Source organism: Pseudescherichia sp. (assembly GCF_031987975.1).
Classification (GTDB): Bacteria; Pseudomonadota; Gammaproteobacteria; order Enterobacterales; family Enterobacteriaceae; genus Pseudescherichia.
In genome coordinates this window covers 202,497-225,164 of the sequence record NZ_DALZYX010000006.1, presented here as the reverse complement: position 1 = coordinate 225,164, position 22,668 = coordinate 202,497, and the positions used below count along the sequence as shown (strand labels likewise).

At 56.5% G+C, this 22,668-nt stretch carries 21 protein-coding genes; 5 read left to right on the top strand and 16 right to left on the bottom strand.

The features are described 5' to 3' along the window. Window positions 1–65: 65 nt before the first annotated feature. From RTN40_RS12705 to RTN40_RS12665, 9 genes are all read right to left on the bottom strand, one after another. Window positions 66–458 carry a DoxX family protein gene (locus RTN40_RS12705; protein WP_312228775.1) on the bottom strand — a complete coding sequence of 131 codons (393 nt, stop codon included), beginning with the start codon at window positions 456–458 and terminating at the stop codon, window positions 66–68. A 215-nt stretch (window positions 459–673) separates the two neighbouring features. Continuing rightward, window positions 674–934, bottom strand: coding sequence for a YqjK-like family protein (locus RTN40_RS12700; protein ID WP_103821416.1), 261 nt, complete (start codon window positions 932–934; stop codon window positions 674–676). Window positions 935–969: 35 nt separating this feature from the next. After that, window positions 970–1,368, bottom strand: coding sequence for a phage holin family protein (locus RTN40_RS12695; protein WP_312212032.1), 399 nt, complete (start codon window positions 1,366–1,368; stop codon window positions 970–972). A 2-nt stretch (window positions 1,369–1,370) separates the two neighbouring features. Then, on the bottom strand, window positions 1,371–1,682 hold the full coding sequence (locus tag RTN40_RS12690; protein ID WP_103821300.1) for a YqjD family protein: 312 nt from the start codon (window positions 1,680–1,682) through the stop codon (window positions 1,371–1,373). A gap of 32 nt (window positions 1,683–1,714) precedes the next feature. After that, window positions 1,715–2,083 (bottom strand): DUF1090 domain-containing protein, encoded by a 369-nt coding sequence (locus RTN40_RS12685; protein ID WP_312228774.1) that lies wholly within the window; start codon window positions 2,081–2,083, stop codon window positions 1,715–1,717. A 151-nt stretch (window positions 2,084–2,234) separates the two neighbouring features. After that, window positions 2,235–2,597: an EnvZ/OmpR regulon moderator MzrA gene (gene mzrA / locus RTN40_RS12680; RefSeq protein ID WP_312228885.1), complete on the bottom strand. Its 363-nt coding sequence runs from the start codon at window positions 2,595–2,597 to the stop codon at window positions 2,235–2,237. Between the two features lie 22 nt (window positions 2,598–2,619). Continuing rightward, entirely contained in the window at window positions 2,620–3,282 is a 663-nt protein-coding gene (yqjA, locus tag RTN40_RS12675) for a DedA family general envelope maintenance protein YqjA (RefSeq protein WP_312212034.1), read from the bottom strand. Window positions 3,283–3,534: 252 nt separating this feature from the next. After that, on the bottom strand, window positions 3,535–4,311 hold the full coding sequence (gene exuR, locus RTN40_RS12670; RefSeq protein ID WP_312212035.1) for a transcriptional regulator ExuR: 777 nt from the start codon (window positions 4,309–4,311) through the stop codon (window positions 3,535–3,537). 135 nt (window positions 4,312–4,446) lie between these two features. Further along, window positions 4,447–5,751 carry an MFS transporter gene (locus RTN40_RS12665; RefSeq protein WP_312228773.1) on the bottom strand — a complete coding sequence of 435 codons (1,305 nt, stop codon included), beginning with the start codon at window positions 5,749–5,751 and terminating at the stop codon, window positions 4,447–4,449. A gap of 468 nt (window positions 5,752–6,219) precedes the next feature. Between RTN40_RS12665 and uxaC the strand changes: the two genes are divergently transcribed. Next, window positions 6,220–7,632, top strand: coding sequence for a glucuronate isomerase (gene uxaC, locus RTN40_RS12660; RefSeq protein WP_312212037.1), 1,413 nt, complete (start codon window positions 6,220–6,222; stop codon window positions 7,630–7,632). 17 nt (window positions 7,633–7,649) lie between these two features. Next, window positions 7,650–9,137, top strand: a complete 1,488-nt coding sequence (locus RTN40_RS12655) for an altronate dehydratase family protein (RefSeq protein WP_312228772.1) — start codon at window positions 7,650–7,652, stop codon at window positions 9,135–9,137. Between the two features lie 119 nt (window positions 9,138–9,256). Here RTN40_RS12655 and sstT read toward each other — a convergent pair whose 3' ends face one another. The 4 genes from sstT to RTN40_RS12635 form a co-directional block, all read right to left on the bottom strand. Next, window positions 9,257–10,498 carry a serine/threonine transporter SstT gene (gene sstT / locus RTN40_RS12650; RefSeq protein WP_312228771.1) on the bottom strand — a complete coding sequence of 414 codons (1,242 nt, stop codon included), beginning with the start codon at window positions 10,496–10,498 and terminating at the stop codon, window positions 9,257–9,259. 208 nt (window positions 10,499–10,706) lie between these two features. Then, window positions 10,707–11,675: a TerC family protein gene (locus RTN40_RS12645; protein WP_312212040.1), complete on the bottom strand. Its 969-nt coding sequence runs from the start codon at window positions 11,673–11,675 to the stop codon at window positions 10,707–10,709. Window positions 11,676–11,924: 249 nt separating this feature from the next. Next, complete coding sequence (locus RTN40_RS12640) at window positions 11,925–12,926, bottom strand: Gfo/Idh/MocA family oxidoreductase (RefSeq protein ID WP_312228770.1); 1,002 nt, start codon at window positions 12,924–12,926, stop codon at window positions 11,925–11,927. A gap of 67 nt (window positions 12,927–12,993) precedes the next feature. Beyond that, entirely contained in the window at window positions 12,994–13,497 is a 504-nt protein-coding gene (locus RTN40_RS12635; RefSeq protein ID WP_268109169.1) for a YgjP-like metallopeptidase domain-containing protein, read from the bottom strand. 86 nt (window positions 13,498–13,583) lie between these two features. On the opposite strand from RTN40_RS12635, the gene rlmG reads away from it, so the two are divergent. After that, window positions 13,584–14,720 carry a 23S rRNA (guanine(1835)-N(2))-methyltransferase RlmG gene (gene rlmG, locus RTN40_RS12630; protein WP_312228769.1) on the top strand — a complete coding sequence of 379 codons (1,137 nt, stop codon included), beginning with the start codon at window positions 13,584–13,586 and terminating at the stop codon, window positions 14,718–14,720. Between the two features lie 44 nt (window positions 14,721–14,764). Here rlmG and RTN40_RS12625 read toward each other — a convergent pair whose 3' ends face one another. Both RTN40_RS12625 and ygjG read right to left on the bottom strand, forming a co-directional pair. After that, on the bottom strand, window positions 14,765–16,783 hold the full coding sequence (locus tag RTN40_RS12625) for an NADPH-dependent 2,4-dienoyl-CoA reductase (protein WP_312228768.1): 2,019 nt from the start codon (window positions 16,781–16,783) through the stop codon (window positions 14,765–14,767). A 148-nt stretch (window positions 16,784–16,931) separates the two neighbouring features. Further along, window positions 16,932–18,311, bottom strand: a complete 1,380-nt coding sequence (gene ygjG, locus RTN40_RS12620; protein WP_312228767.1) for a putrescine aminotransferase — start codon at window positions 18,309–18,311, stop codon at window positions 16,932–16,934. A 433-nt stretch (window positions 18,312–18,744) separates the two neighbouring features. Here ygjG and RTN40_RS12615 point away from each other — a divergent pair, with 433 nt between their 5' ends. Together RTN40_RS12615 and RTN40_RS12610 are read left to right on the top strand one after the other, a co-directional pair. Then, window positions 18,745–20,265, top strand: coding sequence for a methyl-accepting chemotaxis protein (locus tag RTN40_RS12615; protein ID WP_312228766.1), 1,521 nt, complete (start codon window positions 18,745–18,747; stop codon window positions 20,263–20,265). Window positions 20,266–20,518: 253 nt separating this feature from the next. Next, window positions 20,519–22,081 carry a methyl-accepting chemotaxis protein gene (locus RTN40_RS12610; RefSeq protein ID WP_312228765.1) on the top strand — a complete coding sequence of 521 codons (1,563 nt, stop codon included), beginning with the start codon at window positions 20,519–20,521 and terminating at the stop codon, window positions 22,079–22,081. Here RTN40_RS12610 and RTN40_RS12605 read toward each other — a convergent pair. After that, a complete protein-coding gene (locus RTN40_RS12605; RefSeq protein ID WP_312228764.1) occupies window positions 22,078–22,596 on the bottom strand; it encodes a PadR family transcriptional regulator in 519 nt (172 codons plus the stop codon). The two genes, RTN40_RS12610 and RTN40_RS12605, sit on opposite strands and share 4 nt — an antisense overlap. Window positions 22,597–22,668: the final 72 nt, after the last annotated feature.

Here is a 22,668-nt window from a genome sequence, read left to right as displayed (position 1 = left end):
ACTGCCGGGAAAAGGTTAAGCGGAGAGATATCTCCCCGCCTTGAATTGCTATCAGTATAGAAGCCTTACCACTTTTTATTCAGCACGCGGTCGATGCTAAATGCGCCCGGACCGGTAATACCCAACAGCAGGAAACCGCCTGCGATGGTCAGGTTTTTCATGAACATAATGGAGTTCATGCCTTCCGCAAAGTTGCTGTGGAAGAGGAACGCGGTGAGCAGCGTAAAGACGGCGGTAATCAACGCGGTGGTACGGGTCAGGAAACCAAACAGAATTGCCAGACCGCCGCCAAACTCAAGCAGGATAACCAGCGGCAGCATGAAGCCAGGTACGCCCATCGCTTCCATATACTGCTGAGTGCCTGCATAACCAGAAATTTTGCCCCAGCCAGCGGTAATAAACAGAATTGGCATCAGAATACGCGCTACCAGAATACCAATATCTTCTAATTTTTTCATTTTACTCTCCATGAGGCCGCAGAGGCCGCTAATGTCATTTTTCCAGCGCTGACGGGCGTTTGCTGCCTGTTTGCTGTCGATGGAGAGGATAATAAACGCGGCGGAGAGGGATTGTTAGCAAGGAAAACTGTTAATCTTTATCAAATAATCTGAGGGATTAAAAAAGGAGTAAGCCCGGTAAGCGTAGCGCCACCGGGCATCGTGGGTGTAGGTGATTAACGCAGGCGTTGCTGCTTGATAGTGGACTGTACCAGACGCCAGGTACTCCACGCGGCAAACCCGCGTTTCGCCCAGCGCAGCAGCATGTTGGGGTGACGCACGGTCCGCACCGCCATCAGACTGCTGCCCACCAACAGCCACGATCGCATACTAAGAAAAGTATTCCAGCCGCGATCGTAAGCGCCCGTCGTCTCCAGCCAGTCGCGACGGCTGGCGGTGAGATCGAGGCGCTGCTGCTGGATCTGGCTTAGCAGCATCGCTTTGCGTTTGAGACGCTCCGCTTTACTACTGCTCACTTTTTATCCTCCTCCAGCAGAGAACGATCGTTAGCCAGCTCACCGCGCGTATGGCGCAGGAATGTTGATTGTCGAGCCTTATGCAGCGTCCAGAAACCGCCGATGATAGCGCCTACCAGCAGAACCACAGTGGTAGCGATCATCGCGTTAAGACGGTATTGAGGGTCGATAGCCCAGATGATGAGAACCATCAGGCTCATCAGGCCAAAGGCAGCCAGCAGCATGGTAAGCCCCAACATCAGGAGCATCTGGATGACGTTTGCTTTCTCTTCTTCCAGTTCCACCACAACCAGCCGCAAACGCGTTTCCACCATCTCAACGAGGATGGTCATAATGCGTTGCCCAATACCCAGGACGCTTTTTCCTGGCCCGCTTGTTTGACGTAAGTCAGCCATAATCAGCGTCGCGTCAGCAGCACGCCCAGCACCACACCGGCGGCAGCTGCAATCCCTACACCAGTCCACGGGTTCTCGCGCACATATTCATCGGCGCGCGTGGCGGCTTCACGGGTTTGCTTGGCAATAACATCGCTGGTTTCACCCAGACGATAGCGGCTTTCGTGCAGGGCACGTTCTGCTTTGGTACGCAGCTTACTCAGCTCTTCTTTCGATCTGTCCCCGGAGCTGCTTAACACCTCTTCCAGGGTATCCGTCAGGGATTTCAACTCAGCGCGCAGATGATCGGCAGTAGTATCTTTAGACTTAGACATAGTTCTCTCCAGTGAGCGAGTGGTAACTTCCTTTAATAATCACGGGCCTCAAGCATACGCAGCTCTTCCTGCGCCTCTCTCAGCTTGTGTTCACGTTTGGTCACTTTATCCGCATCGCCTTTTTGCTGTGCTTCAGTCAGATCCTGCTGGCGTTCAGCAACCTCTTCCTTCTGTTCAGCAATTTTTTTCTGGTGGTCTGCGCGCAGCTTGCTGTCAGTGCAGTTGGCTTTTACTTCCGTAAGCGCCTTGTTCAGGCCGTCAACGCGGCTCTGATTGTTATGCTTCTCGGCGTAGCTAATTTCGCGCAGGATATCCTGTTCTTTCTCCTGGCAAAGCGATACGGCCTGCGAAGCGGCGCTTAAAGAAAAAAGGCTTAACGCCAGTACGATGCGGTATCTCATTCTTATAACTTTCCCTTGTTTTAGCGGCATATCACCATGAAATGCCGGTAATGCAGTCAGTAAAAGAGTGACACTGTTCCCGTCTACTCAAGCATAGTAAGTAAACGCGAAGATCACCAAAGTAAGTGAAAAGATTCGGATTAGTAGAAGGTTAGCCCAGACGGTGAGGCGTATCCCGCAGACGGGTGAGCCATGCGGAGGTCTGGTCGTCATCGTCCTGAAGGGCAATGATGTATCCCTGCGGCAGGGTGCGGTCTAAGACCACTTTCGCTGCAGCGCTTTGCGCGCTGGAGTCAAAGGTGATGACCAGGGTGTCATTTTTTGGCGTAATGCTTTTAAAACGGATGCCGTTAGCGTCAAGGTGGTGCCAGACGGAGAAACCATCCGGCACGCTGACGCTCTGGTTACCCGGGCGAATGGCGAGCGTTGACTCACGCTGCTGCAGGGTGGCCCAGGCAGAGAAGAGCAGGGTAAAGAGCATAATGGTTGCCAGCGCAAAGGCGCACTGGTGCATCAGCACGCGTCGCGAACGTGGATTACTGCCGATTTCCATATTTTTTCTTCCATAAAACGAACAGCGAGCCAACCAGCCCAACTACCAGCAGAACCACCGGCAGCAGCATCAGGCAGGACATGAGTGCATCTTCATATTTGAGAAACACGGGCGTCTTGCCCAGCAGATAACCAAAGGTGGTCAGGATCACCACCCACAGCAGGCCGCTCATCCAGTTAAAGAACTGGAAGCGGGCATTGTTCAGGCCGGAGAGACCGGCAATCGTCGGTAGCAGCGTACGCACAAAGGCAATAAAGCGGCCAACCAGCAGCGCGGAGAGTCCGTGCTTATGGAACATATGGTGCGCCCGCTGATGGTAGTGTGCGGGCAAGTGTGACAGCCAGTTCTGCACGATCCGCGTGTTGCCCAGCCATCGCCCCTGTATATAGCTCACCCAGCAGCCGAGGCTGGCGGCAGCGGTCAGCAGCAGTATGGTTTGCGGATAGCCCATCGCCCCTTTTGCAATCAGCACGCCTACCAGCACCAGCAGGCTATCCCCCGGTAAAAATGCCGCTGGCAGCAGGCCGTTTTCCAGAAACAGAATCATAAACAAAACAAAATAGAGCATGCCGATCATGGAAGGATTCGCCAGCGTTTCGAAATCCTGGTGCCATAAAGCGTTCAGTAACTGGGTAAGTAGTTCCATTCAGTGTTCCTGGTACATCGGTTAACGAATATCGGGGTTAACGCCGCTGGAGAGAAATTGCATCTAATTGTAACAAACGCCAGAGATCTGCGTCACTGAAAATACGTATTTTAGGAATTGATTTTGCTTGCCGAGGAGGGGGGTGACAAAGGTATTTACAAAGGCTGACACTCTATACGGTTTCTGACCCCGTTATGTCATTGATTGAACAGCGCAGGCGCATCTACGCCTACGCTTTAAAAGAGAAGAGTGTTATTTCACCGCGCTTGCTGCGGTATCGAGGTGGACCACCGGATTTTCAGCAAACAGATAGCGGTCCGCGTTAAACTCAAAGTCATCGCTGGTTTCATTAAACAGCATCAGCTTAGTATTCTCGAGGTGCTGCCACATCGCCAGCTTGGCCGCGTGCGGATCCTTACGAATCAGCGCCTTAAGGATTTGGTCATGATCGTCGCACCAGTTATCCACCGTACGCGCATCAATGTGATCGTGCAGTTTTTTCCAGTACGGGTTGTGCGTACGCTGAGTCCACATTTTTTCCACGATTGCTGCCAGGGCGGTATTCTGCGTGGCCAACGCCACCTGAACGTGGAACTGGAGATCCCACTCAGAGTCGCGGAAGCATTTCTCCTGACGCGCCTTGTCCTGGATCTCCATCAGCTTCATGATGTCCTGCTTGGTCACCTGGGTAGCGGCAAACTCGGCAATATTGCTCTCGATTAGCTGGCGGGCCTGTAACAGCTCGAACGGGCCGTAGTTGGCAAACTCCATGGATTCGTCGGGGATCTGCTGATATTTCGCCTGGTTAGAGATGACATGGATACCGGAGCCTTTACGCACCTCGACGTAGCCCTCAACCTCCAGCATGATGATCGCTTCGCGCACCACGGTGCGGCTAACGCTCTTCTCATCGGCAATAAAGCGCTCGGCGGGCAGTTTGTCACCGACAAGGTACACGCCGTCCTCAATGCGGCTCTTTAGCTCAGCGGCCAGCTGCTGATATAAACGGCGTGATTCGGTGATTTCCATTTGTGCTCCAGGCGAGACAGGATAGATAGATTTGTTATACCACTTTTCCTAAATTCCCACCATACCAGTAACGAAAAAGCCGCCCGAATAGTACAGGCGGCTTTTGGTAAACGCGTGATGCGTTACTGAATGTGCTTAGTGTTGGGTGGCAGGACCACCAACGGCTCGCTTCTCTTCTTCGAGTTCCGCTGCGGACTTGCTCTTCAGCACGGTCCAGATAACGATAGCCCCCAGCACGTCGAACACTGCCAGCACGGCGAACAGCGGGCTGAAGCCGATGGTGTCAGCCAGCGCACCGACCACCAGAGCAAACATGGTGCTCGCTGTCCAGGCCGCCATACCGGTCAGGCCGTTGGCGGTAGCCACTTCATTACGGCCAAACACGTCAGAGGAGAGGGTGATCAGCGCACCAGACAGAGACTGGTGAGCAAAGCCGCCGACGCACAGCAGGGCGATAGCGACATACGGACTGGTGAACAGGCCGATCATGCCTGGGCCGATCATCAGCACCGCACCCATGGTCACCACCATTTTACGGGAGACGATCAGGTTCACGCCAAACCAGCGCTGGAACAGCGGCGGCAGATAACCCCCAACGATACAGCCGAGGTCTGCGAACAGCATGGGCATCCAGGCAAACATGGCGATCTCTTTCAGGTTAAAGCCGTAGACTTTAAACATGAACAGCGGGATCCAGGCGTTGAAGGTACCCCAGGCTGGCTCTGCCAGGAAACGCGGCAGGGCGATACCCCAGAACTGACGGGTGCCCAGAATCTGCCAGACGGACATCTTCTTACCGTTGTTGGTCTGATGCTGTGCTTCCTGACCGCCAATGATATAGCCACGCTCTTCTTCGGTTAATTTTTTCTGATCGCGCGGGTGTTTGTAGAAGATCAGCCAGGCCATCGCCCAGGCGAAGCTCAACACGCCGGAGATAATGAAAGCCAGCTGCCAGCTGTGCATGACGATAGCCCATACCACCAGCGGCGGCGCAATCATCGCACCAATAGAGGAACCGACGTTAAAGTAGCCTACAGCGATAGAACGCTCTTTCGCCGGGAACCACTCGGACGCAGCTTTCAGGCCGGCCGGGATCATGGCGGCTTCAGCGGCACCGACTGCACCACGGGCCAGCGCTAAACCACCCCAGCTGCCTGCCAGCGCTGTCGCACCACAGAAGATTGCCCAGGTTACGGCGAAGACAGCGTAGCCAACTTTAGTACCGAGGATATCCAGCACATAGCCTGCAACCGGCTGCATGATGGTGTAGGCGGCGGAATAGGCCGCGATGATATAAGAGTACTGCTGCGTGGAGATGTGCAGCTCTTCCATTAGCGTTGGCGCAGCCGCGGCTATGGTGTTACGGGTCAGGTAGCCCAGCACGGTGCCCAGCGTCACCAGCGCTATCATGTACCAACGTAAACCTTTAATTTTACGCATGTAAAACCTCATCGTTATGTTATTTCCGCCTTGGGCGGCCCCTCCTCCGGATCGAGCCGGGGGAGGTGTAACGGGGGGCGTAGCCGGGAATATCTCCCGAAACGGCCCGGACCTTGCCATCAGTGTGCGTGCACAAATCGGTATCCGTACCGGTAAACTCAGTGATTAATCACCTGTAATGCATTCCGTCGGTGTATGTTCTGCGACGGCAGGAAAGATAACTTGTCATACAACTTTAAAAGGTGAGTGACATCACAAAAGTGCTTTTCTCTGTGTGGGCATTATGCCGCGTCAGCAAAGCCAGAGCTGGCGCGGGCTGGCGGCGAGTTTACTCCCTTAAGGGTAAATTTTTTGTCAGCGTTTATTGATCTAACTCACGAAAATATCTTCGGTCTATAGAAATTGGTGTGATAACTTTGTCAGCATTGAACGTACGCATCTAACGCTCTCGTTTAGAGGAAGACGATAATGACCGCTTTTATGACCGAAGATTTCCTGCTGGATACTGAATTTGCTCGCCGTCTGTACCATGATTACGCGAAAGATCAGCCGATTTTCGACTATCATTGCCACCTGCCGCCGCAGCAGATTGCGGATAACTACCGTTTCAAAAACCTGTATGACATCTGGTTGAAAGGCGATCACTATAAGTGGCGTGCGATGCGCACTAACGGTGTGCCTGAGCGCCTGTGTACCGGCGACGCCTCTGACCGCGAAAAGTTTGACGCGTGGGCAGCCACCGTGCCGCACACCATTGGTAACCCGTTATACCACTGGACACACCTCGAGCTGCGCCGCCCGTTTGGTATTACAGGTAAGCTGCTCTCTCCGGCGACCGCCGATGAGATCTGGGAGCAGGGCAACGCGCTGCTGGCCCAGGACAAATTCTCCGCCCGCGGCATCATGCAGCAGATGAATGTGAAGATGGTCGGCACCACTGACGATCCGATCGACTCTTTGGAGCACCATGCCAGCGTGGCGAAAGACACCTCCTTCAGCATCAAAGTGCTGCCGAGCTGGCGTCCGGATAAGGCGTTCAACATTGAGCTGGCGACCTTTAACGACTACATGGCGAAGCTGGGGGAAGTCTCCGATACCGATATCCGCCGCTTTAGCGATCTGCAAACCGCGCTGACTAAGCGTCTGGATCACTTTGCCGCCCACGGCTGTAAAGTCTCTGACCATGCGCTGGACGTGGTGCTGTTTGCCGAGGCGAGCGAAGCCGAGCTGGATAGCATCCTTGCCCGTCGTCTGGCGGGCGAGACCCTGAGCGAGCGCGAAGTCGCGCAGTTTAAGACCGCCGTGCTGGTCTGGCTGGGTGCGGAATATGCCCGCCGCGAATGGGTACAGCAGTACCACATTGGCGCGCTGCGTAATAACAACCTGCGTCAGTTCAAACTGCTGGGACCGGACGTCGGCTTCGACTCCATTAACGACCGTCCGCTGGCGGAAGAGCTGTCTAAGCTGCTCAGCAAGCAGAACGAAGAGAATCTGTTGCCAAAAACCATTCTTTACTGCCTGAACCCGCGCGACAACGAAGTGCTGGGCACCATGATCGGCAACTTCCAGGGTGAAGGTATGCCGGGCAAGATGCAGTTCGGCTCCGGCTGGTGGTTTAACGACCAGAAAGATGGCATGGAGCGTCAGATGACCCAGCTGGCACAGCTTGGCCTGTTAAGCCGCTTCGTAGGGATGCTGACCGATAGCCGCAGCTTCCTCTCCTATACCCGTCACGAATATTTCCGCCGCATCCTGTGCCAGATGATTGGCCGCTGGGTCGCTGCCGGGGAAGCACCGGCAGATATCCAGCTGCTGGGCGAGATGGTGAGAAATATCTGCTTTAACAATGCGCGTGATTACTTCGCGATTGAACTGAACTAAGGCCGTTTGAGGTTGATATGCAATACATCAAGATCCATTCGCTAGATAACGTCGCAGTCGCGCTGGCTGACCTGGCGGAAGGCGCGGAAATTTCTGTCGATAACCACACCGTACGGCTGCGCCAGCCGGTGGGACGCGGGCATAAGTTTGCCCTGCAGACCATTTCGCAGGGGCAAAACGTGGTGAAATACGGTCTGCCTATTGGTCACGCCACGGCAGATATCGCGGAGGGTGAATACATTCACTCTCACAATGCGCGCACCAATCTGAGCGATCTGGACGAGTATAGCTATCAACCCGATCTTCAGGCTGTGCAGGCGCAGGCGGCGGATCGCGACGTTGAGATCTACCGTCGGGCCAACGGTGAGGTAGGTATCCGCAACGAGCTGTGGATCCTGCCAACCGTCGGCTGCGTCAACGGCATCGCCCGCCAGATCCAGACCCGTTTCTTAAAAGAGACGCAGAATGCTGAAGGCACCGACGGCGTCTTCCTGTTCAGCCACACCTACGGCTGCTCGCAGCTCGGGGATGACCACGTCAACACCCGCACCATGCTGCAAAACATGGTGCGTCATCCGAATGCGGGTGCGGTGCTGGTGATTGGCCTCGGCTGTGAGAACAACCAGGTTGATGCCTTCCGCGAAACGCTGGGCGACTTCGACCCGGACCGCGTCCACTTTATGGTCTGCCAACACCAGGAAGACGAAGTGGAAGCGGGCCTTGAGCATATGCACCAGCTCTATAACGCAATGCGTAATGATAAACGCGAACCGGGCAAGCTGAGCGAGCTGAAGTTTGGCCTCGAGTGCGGCGGCTCTGATGGTCTCTCCGGCATCACCGCCAACCCGATGCTGGGTCGCTTCTCGGACTATGTGATCGGCAACGGTGGCACCACCGTGCTGACTGAAGTACCGGAGATGTTTGGCGCCGAGCAGATCCTGATGAGCCACTGCCGCGATGAGTCCACGTTTGAAAAAACTGTCACCATGGTGAACGACTTCAAACAGTACTTTATCGCCCACAACCAGCCGATCTACGAGAATCCATCGCCGGGCAACAAAGCGGGTGGCATTACAACCCTGGAAGAGAAGTCGCTGGGCTGTACCCAGAAAGCGGGTGCCAGCCAGGTGGTTGACGTGCTGCGCTACGGCGAGCGTCTGAAAACCCACGGCCTGAATCTGCTGAGCGCGCCGGGTAACGATGCCGTTGCTACCAGCGCCCTGGCTGGGGCGGGCTGCCATATGGTGCTCTTCTCTACCGGTCGCGGTACGCCCTACGGCGGCTTTGTGCCGACGGTGAAAATCGCCACCAACAGCGAGCTGGCAGCGAAGAAAAAGCACTGGATCGACTTTGACGCCGGTCAGCTGATCCACGGCAAACTGATGCCGCAGGTGCTGACCGAGTTCGTGGATACCATCGTTGAGATCGCTAACGGCAAACAGACCTGCAACGAGCGCAACGAGTTCCGCGAGCTGGCTATCTTCAAAAGTGGCGTTACGCTGTAAGCGTTTTGTCGGGTGGCGCTAACGCTTACCCGACCTACGCGCAATAAAAACGGTCACCCGAAGGTGACCGTTTGACTTTGAAGGCCCGGTAAGGCGTAGCCGCCACCGGGCTTTTGTTTTTAACTACGCAGCGCGTTTTTCGCCAGGCGCTCGTCTTCTGCCATACAGGCCGCGGCGGTAAAGAGCACGTCGGTAGAGGAGTTCAGTGCCGTCTCGCAGGAGTCCTGCAGAACGCCGATGATAAAGCCCACCGCCACTACCTGCATGGCGATATCGTTCGGAATACCGAACATATTACAGGCCAGCGGGATCAGCAGCAGCGAGCCGCCCGCCACGCCGGAGGCACCGCAGGCGCAAAGGGAGGCAACCACGCTCAGCAGCAGCGCCGTAGGCAGATCCACCGGGATGCCCAGCGTTGTTACCGCCGCCAGGGTCAGCACCGTGATGGTGATGGCCGCCCCTGCCATATTGATGGTTGCGCCCAGCGGCACGGAGACGGAGTAGGTGTCGCGGTCCAGGTTCAGCTTTTTGCACAGCGCCATATTAACCGGGATATTGGCCGCCGAGCTGCGGGTAAAGAAGGCGTAGACCCCGCTTTCGCGCAGGCACATGAACACCAGCGGATAGGGGTTACGGCGGATCTTCCAGAACACCAGCAGCGGGTTGATGATGAGCGCCACCAGCAGCATGCAGCCGATCAGCACCGTCAGCAGCTGGGCATAGCCAAACAGGGTGTCAAAACCGGTGGTGGCGAGAGTAGAGGCGACCAGACCAAAGATACCGACAGGCGCGAAACGGATCACCAGTTGCACCATAAAGGTCACTGCATTCGAGAAGTCATTAATCAGATTCTTGGTGCTCTCGTTGCCGTGGCGCAGGGCGAAGCCCAGACCGACGGCCCAGACCAGAATACCAATGTAGTTGGCGTTCAGCAGGGCGTCGACCGGGTTAGAGACCATGCTCAGCAGCAGGCCGCGCAGCACCTCAACGATGCCTGACGGCGGCGTGATCTCCGTTGCGCCGGTAACCAGATGCAGCGTTGAAGGGAACAGGAAGCTGAACACTACCGCTGTCAGCGCGGCGGAGAAGGTGCCCAGCAGATAGAGAAAGAGAATAGGGCGAATACTGGTTTTCTGCCCATGCTGGTGGTTGGCGATAGAGGCCATCACCAGCATCAGGACCAGAACCGGCGCGACGGCTTTCAGTGCGCCTACAAAGAGAGTACCCAGCAGACCCACGGCAATCGCCGCAGGTTTAGAGATCCACGCCAGCAGAATACCGAGCACCAGCCCGACAAGGATCTGTTTAACAAGACTGCCCTGCATAATATGCTTGAGCAGGCCAGACGGTTGTGTCGCCATGATAGTTCCTTAAGTGAAATTGCGTTCCAGCCGGAATGTGCTCTATGTCACGTTTATGTCCGGATGTAACTGAATGTTTGCCTGGTTGAGTATATGGAAAGAACTATCGAGGGGAAGTGCAACGTGCTGGATTTTACGTGTTGCGTCATATTTTTTAACTAAGTATTTACATTTTTCCGGGCGGCGCTCACGCCGCCCGGCGTAATCATTATGAGACTCGCTGCTTCTTGTCGTTCTGATGGTTAACCCAGGCGTTGATCAGCAGGGTCACCGCCAGGATCCCACCCACTACGCCCAGTGAGATGGCGATTGGGATGTGGTAGAAATCGACAATCAGCATTTTGATACCGATAAACACCAGGATCACCGACAGACCATACTTCAGCATCGCAAAGCGCTCCGCCACGCCTGCCAGCAGGAAGTACATCGCACGCAGGCCGAGGATCGCGAACAGGTTCGAGGTCAGCACGATAAACGGGTCGGTAGTGACGGCAAAGATCGCCGGGATGCTATCAACGGCGAAGATCACGTCGCTCAGCTCGACGAGGATCAGCACCAGCAGCAGCGGCGTGGCATACAGCAGGCCGTTGTGCCGCACAAAAAAGTGCTCGTTCTCAATGGTATCGGTCATGCGCAGATGGCCGCGCAGCCAGCGCACCATCGGCTTGTCGCCAATCCCGGCCTCGTCCTCTTTCGCCAGCGCCATTTTGACCCCGGTGAAGAGCAGGAAGGCACCGAAGACGTAGAGCAGCCACTCGAACTGGGAGATCAGCCAGCTACCGGCAAAGATCATGATGGTACGCAGCACAATTGCGCCCAGCACGCCGTAGATCAGCACCCGGCGTTGCAGGGCAGGCGGAATAGAGAAGTAGCTAAATAGCATCAGCCAGACAAAGACGTTATCCACCGCCAGCGCCTTTTCAATCAGGTAGCCGGTGAGGAAGGCGAGCGCCTGTGGATCGGCTACCGCCCGACCTTCGGTCGAAGCGAGATACCACCAGAAAGCAGCGTTAAACAGCAGTGAGAGGGTGACCCACAGGATCGACCAACCGGCCGCCTGTTTCATGGTCATGGTATGGGTGCCACGACGGCCATGAAGCAGAAGGTCGATAGCCAGCATGATCACAACGACTACAGCGAATCCGCCCCACAGGAGCGGTGTGCCGACACTATTCATAGAGAGTTCCTTGCAGTAAAAACAAAAACGGCCAACGTCGAAAGACGGCAGCCGCTTGTTTTTAGATGCACAGGGCCTCGCCTTTCGGCAAGGTCTCACTTACATCCTTCTCAGGATGCCCAGCGACCGGATGCGTAAACGCATCGTAATGACGACCTGCCGGCGAAGAAGTTACTCCCCTTTGCTAGTAACAAAATATGTCAGAGTAGAGAGGGCGTCAACGTCAGCCCCCTCCGGTTTTACATACCTTTACGCCGGCAGGTCGAGCTGGGCGGCGGCGTCCGCCGGGAAAACCACGCCGGTCTGGCGACGGATCTCGGTGAGCAGCTTCGCAGTAATGCGGCTCACCTCCAGGCCAGCGTGGTTAACCGCGTTCTCATCCACCCGTTGGGCAAACAGCTCCGCTTCATAGAGCATGGTGTTGATATGCTGTGGCTGGGTGATCTCCTGCGGCTTACCGCCGCGGGGCACAAACGATACCCGCTGACATTCGGAAAGCTGTTCAATCACCAGCGCGCCATCTTCCCCCTGAATCTCGCTCGCCAGCGAGGAGTCGCTAACCTTTGAGTGCTGTAGGGTGACGCTGAAGTCGCCATAGTTCAGCACCGCTACGCCGTGACCGTCCACGCCGCTCGGCAGCAGGCTGGCGGTGGCCTGCACGCTCTGCGGCTCGCCCCACAGCGCGACCGCCGATGCCAGGCAGTAGAAGCCGATATCCATGATCGAGCCGTTAGAGAAAGCCGGATTAAAGGTATTGGGATTCTCACCGTTGAGGTAGCGCGGATAGCGCGAGGAGTACTGGCAGTAGTTAAAGAACACCTTCCGCAGCTTGCCTACCTTCGGCAGCGACTGCTGCACCAGCTGAAAGTTGGGCAGCGCGCCGGTCTTAAAGGCTTCAAACAGCACCACGCCGTTTTCCCGCGCAACCGCAATGGCCGCCTCGACCTCCTGCAGATTTGAAGCCAGCGGCTTCTCGCAGATCACATGCTTTTTATGCCGCAAAAAGAGCTGGGTCTGCGGGAAGTGTAGGGAGTTCGGGCTGGCGACATAGACCGCATCGATAGCGTCACTCTGAGCCAGGGCGTCGAGGGAGGTAAAGAGGTGCTCGACGGGGTAATCGCTGGCAAAGTGCTCGGCCTGCTCAAGGCTGCGGGAGTAAACGCCGGTCAGCTTTAGCTTGCCGGTCTCATGGGCGGCATCAACGAACTGGCGGGTGATCCAGTTGGTGCCAACGACTGCGAAACGTATCATAAATCCTTTATGCTCCATCGGGGACAGTCCACCCAATGTAGCATGTCAGGATGACAAAACGAGTGCGCTATTGCGCAAAATCGCTAAGCGAGCGGTGCGTCAGCCACAGGCGAGTGTCGAACTCCAGCTGGTGGTACTGCGGCTCCATATAGCAGCAGAGCTGGTAGAAGGCTTTGTCATGCTCCTTCTCCTTCAGGTGCGCCAGCTCGTGGACAGCGATCATGCGCAAGAACGGCTCCGGCGCGCTGCGAAACACGGTGGCGATGCGGATCTCCGCCTTGGCTTTTAGCTTGCCGCCCTGTACCCGGGAGACGGCGGTATGCAGACCCAGAGCGTTCTTGAGAACGTGGATCTTGTTGTCGTAGGCCACCTTATTGATCGGCGGCGCGTTGCGCAGGAACTCGCTTTTGAGATCCTGGATATAGCTATACAGCGCCTTGTCGGTGGTGACGCTGTGCTGGCCCGGATAGCGCTTCTCCAGCACCTCACCGAGACGGTTTTGCGCAATGAGCGACTGCACCTGGGCCAGCAGATTTTCCGGATAGCCCTGAAGATAGAGAAGATTGCTCAATATTGCCCCGCGATAAGAGTTAAAAAAGGGTATACTCACGCCCCCGCTCAGGGGAGAACACCGAATTTTACCATCCAGGAGGGCCGATGAGCCATTCAGACAACGGTTTCCGTTCACTAAACTTAAAGCGTTTTCCGGAAACGGACGACGTCAACCCGCTGCAGGCGTGGGAAGCGGCCGATGAGTATCTGCTGCAGCAGCTGGACGAAACCGAAATCAGCGGCCCGGTCCTGATTTTTAACGATCACTTTGGTGCGCTGGCCTGCGCGCTGGTGGAGCATAAGCCGTTCAGCATTGGCGACTCCTACCTGAGCGAGCTGGCGACCCGGGAGAACCTGCGTCATAACGAGCTGGATGAGGGCAGCGTGACCTTTCTCGACAGCACCGCCGCCTATCCGGCCGCGCCGGGCGTGGTGCTGATCAAGATCCCGAAAACCCTCGCACTGCTTGAGCAGCAGCTGCGCGCTCTGCGTAAGGTCGTGACGCCAGAGACGCGGATCATCGCCGGCACCAAGGCCCGCGATATTCACAACTCTACGCTGGAGCTGTTTGAGAAGGTTCTCGGCCCGACCACCACCACGCTGGCATGGAAAAAGGCACGGCTGGTGAACTGCACCTTCAATGCGCCTGCGCTGAACGATGCGCCGGAGACCCTGAGCTGGAAGCTGGACGGTACGCCGTGGACTATCCATAACCACGCTAACGTCTTCTCCCGTACCGGGCTGGATATTGGCGCGCGCTTCTTCCTTCAGCACCTGCCTGAAAACCTGGAGGGGGAGATTGTCGATCTCGGCTGTGGTAACGGCGTGATTGGCCTGACCCTGCTGGAGAAGAACCCTGAGGCGCAGGTGGTATTTGTGGATGAATCCCCGATGGCGGTGGCCTCCAGCCGCCTGAACGTTGAGACCAATCTGCCCGAGGCGCTGGATCGCAGTGAATTTATGATCAACAACGCGCTTTCCGGCGTGGAGCCGTACCGCTTCAACGCGGTGTTCTGCAACCCGCCGTTTCATCAGAAACACGCCCTGACGGATCATATCGCCTGGGAGATGTTCCACCACGCCCGCCGCTGCCTGAAAACTAACGGCGAGCTGTATATTGTCGCCAACCGTCACCTCGACTACTTCCACAAGCTGAAGAAGATCTTTGGCAACTGCACTACCATTGCTACCAACAGCAAGTTTGTGGTGCTGAAGGCGGTGAAGCTGGCGCGCAGGCGTTAATTTTTGGAAGTTAGCCCGGTAAGCTCAGCGCTACCGGGCATGTGTTAAATTGCCAACGCTAACTTTGTCCCCTGGGCGATGGCGCGGCGGGCGTCCAGTTCCATCGCCACGTCACAGCCGCCAATCAGATGCACCGTTTTTCCCGCCGCGTACAGCGGATCGGCCAGATCCCGGCGCGGCTCCTGACCTGCGCAGAGTACAACGTGATCCACCGCCAGCAGCTGCGGTTCGCCGTCGATCAGTACGTGCAGCCCCTCGTCGTCGATCTTCTGGTAGCTCACCGCCGGGATCATCTTCACTCCACGCGACAGTAGCGTAGCGCGGTGGATCCAGCCGGTGGTTTTCCCCAGCCCCTCGCCGGGTTTACCTGGCTTGCGCTGAAGCATCACAATCTGCCTTGGACTTTTAGGCTGCAGCGCTCCCTCGGGACGCAGCCCGCCCACCTGTTGCAGACTGGTATCGATTCCCCACTCCACGCAAAACTCGGCAATGTTCTGGCTGGATGGCTCTCCCGGCTGGCTCAGGTACATGGCAGTATCAAAGCCGATGCCGCCGCAGCCGATGATCGCCACCTTCGCGCCCACCGGCACCTTGTCGCGCAGCACTGCCAGGTAGGTCAGCACCTTCGGATGATCGATCCCCTCGATCGGCGGGATCCGTGGCTCAATGCCGCAGGCGAGGATCGTCTCATCAAAGTCGATAAGATCCTCTGCGCCCACCAGCCGGTTAAGCTGCAAGCGGATACCGGTCATATCGATCATCCGCCGGTAGTAGCGCAGCGTTTCGTAGAACTCCTCTTTGCCAGGGATCTGTTTAGCGATATTAAACTGGCCGCCGATCTCTGCTCCAGCATCAAACAGCGTCACCTGATGGCCGCGCTGGGCAGCGTTCACCGCAAAGGCCAGACCCGCAGGACCTGCACCGACCACCGCCAGCTTTTTCGCTTTTACTGCCGGAACGATCGGCATCAGCGTCTCATGGCAGGCGCGGGGATTGACGAGGCAGGATGTGACCTTGCCAGCAAAAATCTGATCGAGGCAGGCCTGGTTGCAGCCGATGCAGGTATTGATCTCCGCCTCGCGACCGCTCTGCGCCTTCGACAGGATCTCCGCATCGGCCAGAAAGGGGCGGGCCATGGAAACCATATCCGCATCGCCGCGCGCCAGCACCTCGTCGGCAACGCCGGGATCGTTAATCCGGTTGGTGGTGATCAGCGGCACCGAGACGTGGCCCTTTAGCTTGCGCGTCACCCAGCTAAAGGCAGCGCGCGGTACCGGCGTGGCGATGGTAGGAATGCGCGCCTCGTGCCAGCCGATCCCGGTATTGATGATAGTTGCGCCAGCTGCCTCCACGGCTTTTGCCAGCTGCACCGTCTCCTCGAAGGTGCCGCCGCCCTCAACCAGATCAAGCATCGACAGGCGGTAGATAATAATAAAATCGTTCCCCACGCGCTGGCGTACGGCGCGTACCACCTCAGTAGCAAAACGCATTCGGCGGCTATAATCGCCTCCCCACTCATCCTCGCGCTGGTTGGTACGGGCCGCGAGAAACTCGTTAATCAGGTATCCCTCAGAACCCATGATCTCCACCCCGTCGTAGCCCGCTTCCCGGGCAAGCAGGGCGCAGCGGGCAAAATCGTCGATCAGGGCGAGGATCTCATCGTGGGTCAAGGCATGGGGGGTAAATCGGTTAATGGGCGCCCGAATAGCCGAGGGAGCCACCAGCTGCGGCTGATAGCTGTAGCGCCCGGTGTGCAGGATCTGGAGGGCGATTTTACCTCCCTCCTGATGCACCGCCCCGGTAACCAATTGGTGATGTGGAAGCTGGCTGGCATCGCACAGCGCCGCGCCGCCCGCCATCGTTACGCCGGAGAGCGCCGGAGCCACGCCGCCGGTGACAATCAACGCCACGCCGTGTCGAGCACGTTCGGCGTAGAAGGCGGCGAGGCGCTCAGGGCCGTCGGGACGCTCTTCGAGGCCGGTATGCATTGAGCCCATCAGCACGCGGTTTTTTAGAGTGGTAAAGCCCAGATCGAGGGGGGCAAACAGCGACGAATAGCGCATTGTCTCTTCCAGTATAAAATTATTGTTATGTGGTCGGATGAGTTCTAATTTAGCGGTCGCAGGATAAAAGGGAAAAGGGGCGTGAAACAGTTGTGATGAGATTCAAAGAATGGCGTCGGTCCCCATCCGCAGACGGGGACCAACGTAGTTAGGCTTTTTCAGTCGAGACGCTCAGCGCCGCCAGCGCCAGCCCGGCGGCTTTCAGCACTTGCTCGCACTGCTCAACCGTCAGGGTTAACGGCGGTTCGATACGAATTGTTTTTGCATTATTCAGCGTACCCGCCACCAGCACGCGCTGGCGGAACATCTCGCTGGCAAAGTTATATCCGCTCTCGTTATCGACAAACTCAATTGCCATCAGCATCCCTTTGCCGCGCACGTCGTACACCAGCTCGGGGTACTGACGCGCCAGCAGGCGGAAGCCATCCAGCAACATGTCGCCTTTCTGCTCGGCCTGCGCCGGCAGGTTCTCCTCCAGCAGCACGTTAATGGTTGCCAGTGCCGCGGCACAGGCCAGCGGGTTGCCGCCAAAGGTGGTAGTGTGCAGGAAGGGGTTGTCAAACAGCACCGAGAAGACCTCTTCGGTAGCAATCGTCGCGCCGATAGGCATCACGCCGCCGCCAAGCGCCTTAGCAAGGCAGAGGATATCGGGCTGCACGTTCTCATGCTCGCAGGCAAACATTTTACCGGTACGGCCCATGCCGGTCTGGACTTCATCAAAGATCAGCAGCGCGCCAAACTCATCGCACAGCTTACGCACGGCAGGCAGGTATCCCGTTGGCGGCAGGATCACGCCGCCTTCGCCCTGAATCGGCTCGAGGATCACTGCCGCCACGTCATCGCCGGTTTTATGGCACTCGGATAGCAGCGTGCGCATGGCCTCAATATCACCAAAGGGAACATGGCGGAAGCCCGGCAGCAGCGGCATAAAGGGTTTACGGAAGGCAGATTTCGCCGTCGCTGACAGCGCTCCGAGGGACTTGCCGTGGAATGCGCCGCTGGTGGCGACGAAGGTAAACTTCCCGCGCGGCGACTGATACGCCTTCGCCAGCTTGAGGGCAGCCTCCACGGACTCGGTGCCGCTATTGCTAAAGAAGCTGTACTTGAGTTTGCCCGGTGCAAGGGCAGCGAGGGTTTTTGCCAGCATGGCCCGGAGCGGATCGAGCAGCTCCTGACTGTGAAGCGGTTGTTTCGCGAGCTGATTTTGTACGGCGGAAACCACAACTGGATTACGGTGCCCCACGTTAAAGATGCCAAATCCACCCAGGCAGTCTAAAAACTCCTGTCCCTGGGTGTCGACAAGCGTATTCAGACTTCCTGCTTGCCACTCTACGGCTCCGTAATCCCCGCCAGCAGTAACAGACTTGCGGTACTCTAAGAATCCAGGATTTACATGCTCTTTAAAGTAATCAATCACCTCTCGGTTAAGTTCTTTCATCTCCTCATGATCAAGCGTTCGCTTCTCAATGAGATTCAGGGCGTGTGCGCTGCAGGCGAGGGCCGATGCGCTGGAAGGTAACCTGTTCAAAATAAGCTCCCGGGGATGGCGTATCACGCGATACTGCATAAATTATTGCAGGGATTACGCCACTTCGGCATGGGTAGCAAAAATCGGGATAAACGCCAGGTCAAAACAGGGCTGCACAAAATTTAATCATGCCAAATTATGTCAACCGTAGATAACCGCTGGGCTTTTTACGAGCTATTTTGCGGGCTTACGTGGTTATCTGCACCAGATTAGTGCAGAAGATGCCGCAAAAGCGGGCAGATCGAATAAGCCTTTTTAGGTAGTTTCTCAGCGAAAGTATTCTAAATCAATATATTAGAAAAGCGTATAAAAAGTGCGGTTTAGCATCATTTTGCGATCGCGATCGGTTTTAACAACTAAAGATAAATTTTTTACCGCCGAAAAAAGATTAGTCCAAAAAATTAACATATAACACCTGCAAGGAATGCCCGCCATGTCCTCTCAACGCAATGTCACCCAGAACGAGTACCCGCTGGACGATGACACCACTCTGATGTCCACCACCGATCTGCAAAGCTACATGACCCACACTAACGACACCTTTGTTCAGGTAAGCGGCTATACGCTCAACGAGCTGCTGGGTCAGCCGCACAATCTGGTACGCCATCCGGACATGCCGAAAGCGGCCTTTGCCGACATGTGGTACACGCTCCAGCAGGGGGAGCCGTGGAGTGGGATCGTCAAAAACCGCCGTAAAAATGGCGATCACTACTGGGTGCGGGCTAACGCGGTGCCGGTGGTGCGCAACGGCAAAACAACGGGCTATATGTCGATCCGTAACCGGGCAACGCCAGAAGAGATTGCCGCAGTTGAGCCGCTCTACAAGGCGCTGAATGAAGGACGCTGCAACAGGCGCATCCACAAAGGTCTGGTGGTGCGTAAGGGCTGGCTCGGCAGACTGCCAGCCATGCCGCTGCGCTGGCGGGTCCGTGGGGTGATGGCGGTGCTGTTTGCGCTGCTGGCGGCCTCGCTCATGCTAAGCCATGCCGGATGGAGCGCGCTGGCGGCCAGCGCGGTGGTGATGCTGCTCGGCACATGGCTGTTTGAACAGCAGATTGTCCGTCCGGTAGAGAACGTGGCGCGTCAGGCGCTGAAGGTCGCCACTGGCGAGCGGAACAGCGTCGATCATCTGAACCGCAGCGACGAGCTGGGTCTCACCCTGCGCGCGGTCGGCCAGCTGGGCCTGATGTGCCGCTGGTTAATTAATGATATTTCCAGTCAGGTAGCCAGCGTGCGTAACGGCAGCGATCGCCTGGCACAGGGCAATGAAGATCTCAACGACCGCACCCGCCAGACGGTCACCAACGTTCAGCAGACCGTGGCAACCATGAACCAGATGGCGGCCTCGGTACAGAGCAACTCCGAAACCGCTGCCGAAGTCGATAAGCTATCGATGGAGGCCAGCACGGCCGCGAGCGAAGGCGGGGAGGCGATGCAGACGGTGGTGAAAACCATGGATGACATTGCTGACAGCACGCAGCGTATCGGCTCTATCACCTCGCTTATTAATGATATCGCTTTCCAGACCAATATCCTGGCGCTCAACGCGGCGGTTGAAGCGGCTCGCGCCGGGGAGCAGGGCAAAGGCTTTGCCGTGGTGGCCGGGGAGGTTCGTCACCTGGCAAACCGCAGCGCCAACGCGGCGAATGATATCCGCAAGCTGATTGATGCCAGCGCCAGTAAGGTGCAGTCCGGCGCGGATCAGGTTCACGCCGCCGGGCGTACTATGGATGATATCGTGGAGCAGGTGAAAAACGTCACGCGTCTGATTGCCCAGATCAGCCACTCTACCTCTGAGCAGGCTACCGGGCTGTCGGAGCTAACCCGGGCGGTGGCCGAGCTGGACGGCATCACGCAAAAAAATGCCGAGCTGGTGGAGGAGAGTGCACAGATCTCTGCGATGGTTAAGCATCGCGCTAACCGCCTGGAAGATGCCGTTACCGTCCTGCATTAATTAACCACTTTTAATTTAAGCCGCCTGGTTGTTATCAATCAGGCGGTTTTTTTGCGATGGTGTAATTAATTTTTAATCTATTTGTTAAATCGTGCTACTTACGGTCATATAACGATCGATGATCCACAATTAATAGCCTCCGCCTATCCATCACCGGAATTATCCAGTATAAAAACGATCAAAGTCATAAAGTTAGCGGAACCGTTACCGATAACGTGATCGTCATAGAGATAATCACCTTGATGGAGTATATATGTTCTTACATGACGTAAAGATCGGCACAAAGTTATTTCTGGCGTTCGGGTTCTTTATTCTCTTAATGGTTGCAAGTTCCTGCCTCTCACTATTTAGCCTGAATCGTGCAAATAACGGCATGCAGACTATCGTGAACAGTGATTATCCCACCACGGTAAAAGCCAACCACCTTATCGAAAGATTTCAGACCTTCGTCAGCACCCAACAGCTGATGCTGCTGGATAGCGAAGGGAAGTGGAGTGAAAGCATGCAGCAGCAGCTGACCGCCATCAGCGGCGAAATCACGGTGCTGCTGGACTCGCTGACGAAACAGCTGGACGAGCCGCAGGCGCAGAAGATCCTCACCGAGCTGCGCGGAATACGGCAGCAGTACCTCGACTCCCGCTTTCGTATTTTAGAGGCGGTAAAAGTCGGCAACCGGGAAGCGGCCGTTCAGGAGATGATGAATACTACCGTGCCCATCCAGAACGCCTATACGCAGAAGGTTCTGGAGCTGATCGCGATTCAGGATGCGCGGATGCGCGAGGCGGGTAAACAGGTGGATAGCGACTTTAACACTAACCGCCTGATGCTGATCCTGCTGACAGTGATCGGTATCGCTATCGCCGTGCTGATGGGAACCTTTATTGTGCGTGCCATTACCCGCCCGCTGCGGCAGGCGGTGGATCTGGCGGAGGCGATTGCCGCCGGGGATCTCACCCACTCGATTGACGTTAAACATCGGGACGAGACCGGCGTGCTGCTGAATGCCCTGATGGCCATGAAGACCCGCCTGCTGGAAATTGTGCAGGAGGTGCAGTTCGGGTCAGAGAATATCTCCAGCGCCGCCGCGCAGATCGTTGCCGGTAACCAGGACCTGGCGGCCCGTACCGAAGAGCAGGCCAGCTCCGTGGAGCAGACCGCGGCCTCAATGGAGCAGATCACCGCCACGGTGAAAAATACCGCCAGCCATACTACCGAAGCGACTCAGCTCTCCGCTGACGCGGCGACGGTGGTAAAAAACAACGGCGCGATGATGAAGCAGGTGACGGAGAAGATGCGCGTCATTAATGACACCTCCAGCCGCATGTCCGACATCATCAACCTGATTGACGCTATCGCTTTCCAGACCAATATTCTGGCGCTCAACGCGGCGGTTGAAGCCGCACGCGCAGGCGAACACGGGCGCGGTTTTGCGGTGGTAGCCGGTGAAGTTCGCCAGCTGGCGCAGAAAAGCGCCTCGTCGGCGAATGAGATCCGCCAGCTTATTGAAGACTCCACGACCCAGGCGCGAGAAGGCATGGCGCTGGTGGAAAAAGCAGGCGGGCTGATCAACGGCATGGTGAGTAACGTTGAAGAGATGGACACCATCCTGCGGCAGATCGGCCATGCCAGCCATGAGCAGACGGAAGGGATCTCGCAGATTAACAGCGCTATTGGCCTGATCGACGCCACTACCCAGCAGAACTCCAGCCTGGTAGAGGAGTCCGTGGCGGCAGCGGCGTCGCTGAACGATCAGGCCCAGCATCTGAAGGGGCTGATCAAGGTGTTCCGCATCAGCCATACAGAGGCGACCGCTTAATCCATCTGGGAAATCTCCAGCGCTGCCCGGTCGATCACGCCAATGATCTGCTTCAGCTGGGCGGCGCTAATCTCTTCATGGTTCACCTTCAGATCCAGCACGGCCTTGAAGTTATCCAGGGCGCGTTTCATCTGCGGATTTTTACGCAGCTGGTGCCCGACGCCACGTGCTTTGATCCGCTCCTGAATATGCAGGAGATGCTCCTGATTCTCCTCCAGCCACTGCTGGCCTGCCTCGGTAATGGCAATCTTCTTACGCCCGCTCTCCTCTTCGCTAATCTCAATGAACGCCTGCTCCTGCAGGAAGTCGAGGGTCGGATAGATCACGCCGGGGCTGGGGGTGTAGTGGCCCTGGGTCAGGTTTTCGATCTCTTTGATCAGCTCATAGCCGTGGCTGGCGTTGCGGGTCAGGATATCTAATACCACCAGCCGTAGCTCGCCGTGGCCGAAGAAGCGCTGACGGCGTCCGCCGTGGCCGTGATGATGGTGGGGACGATCTTCATGGGTATGGCGCATGGTTCTAACCTTCTTTAATTGATATATCTAAATTATGTCTAAAGTAAGTCTACATGGCGGAATGACTGCTTG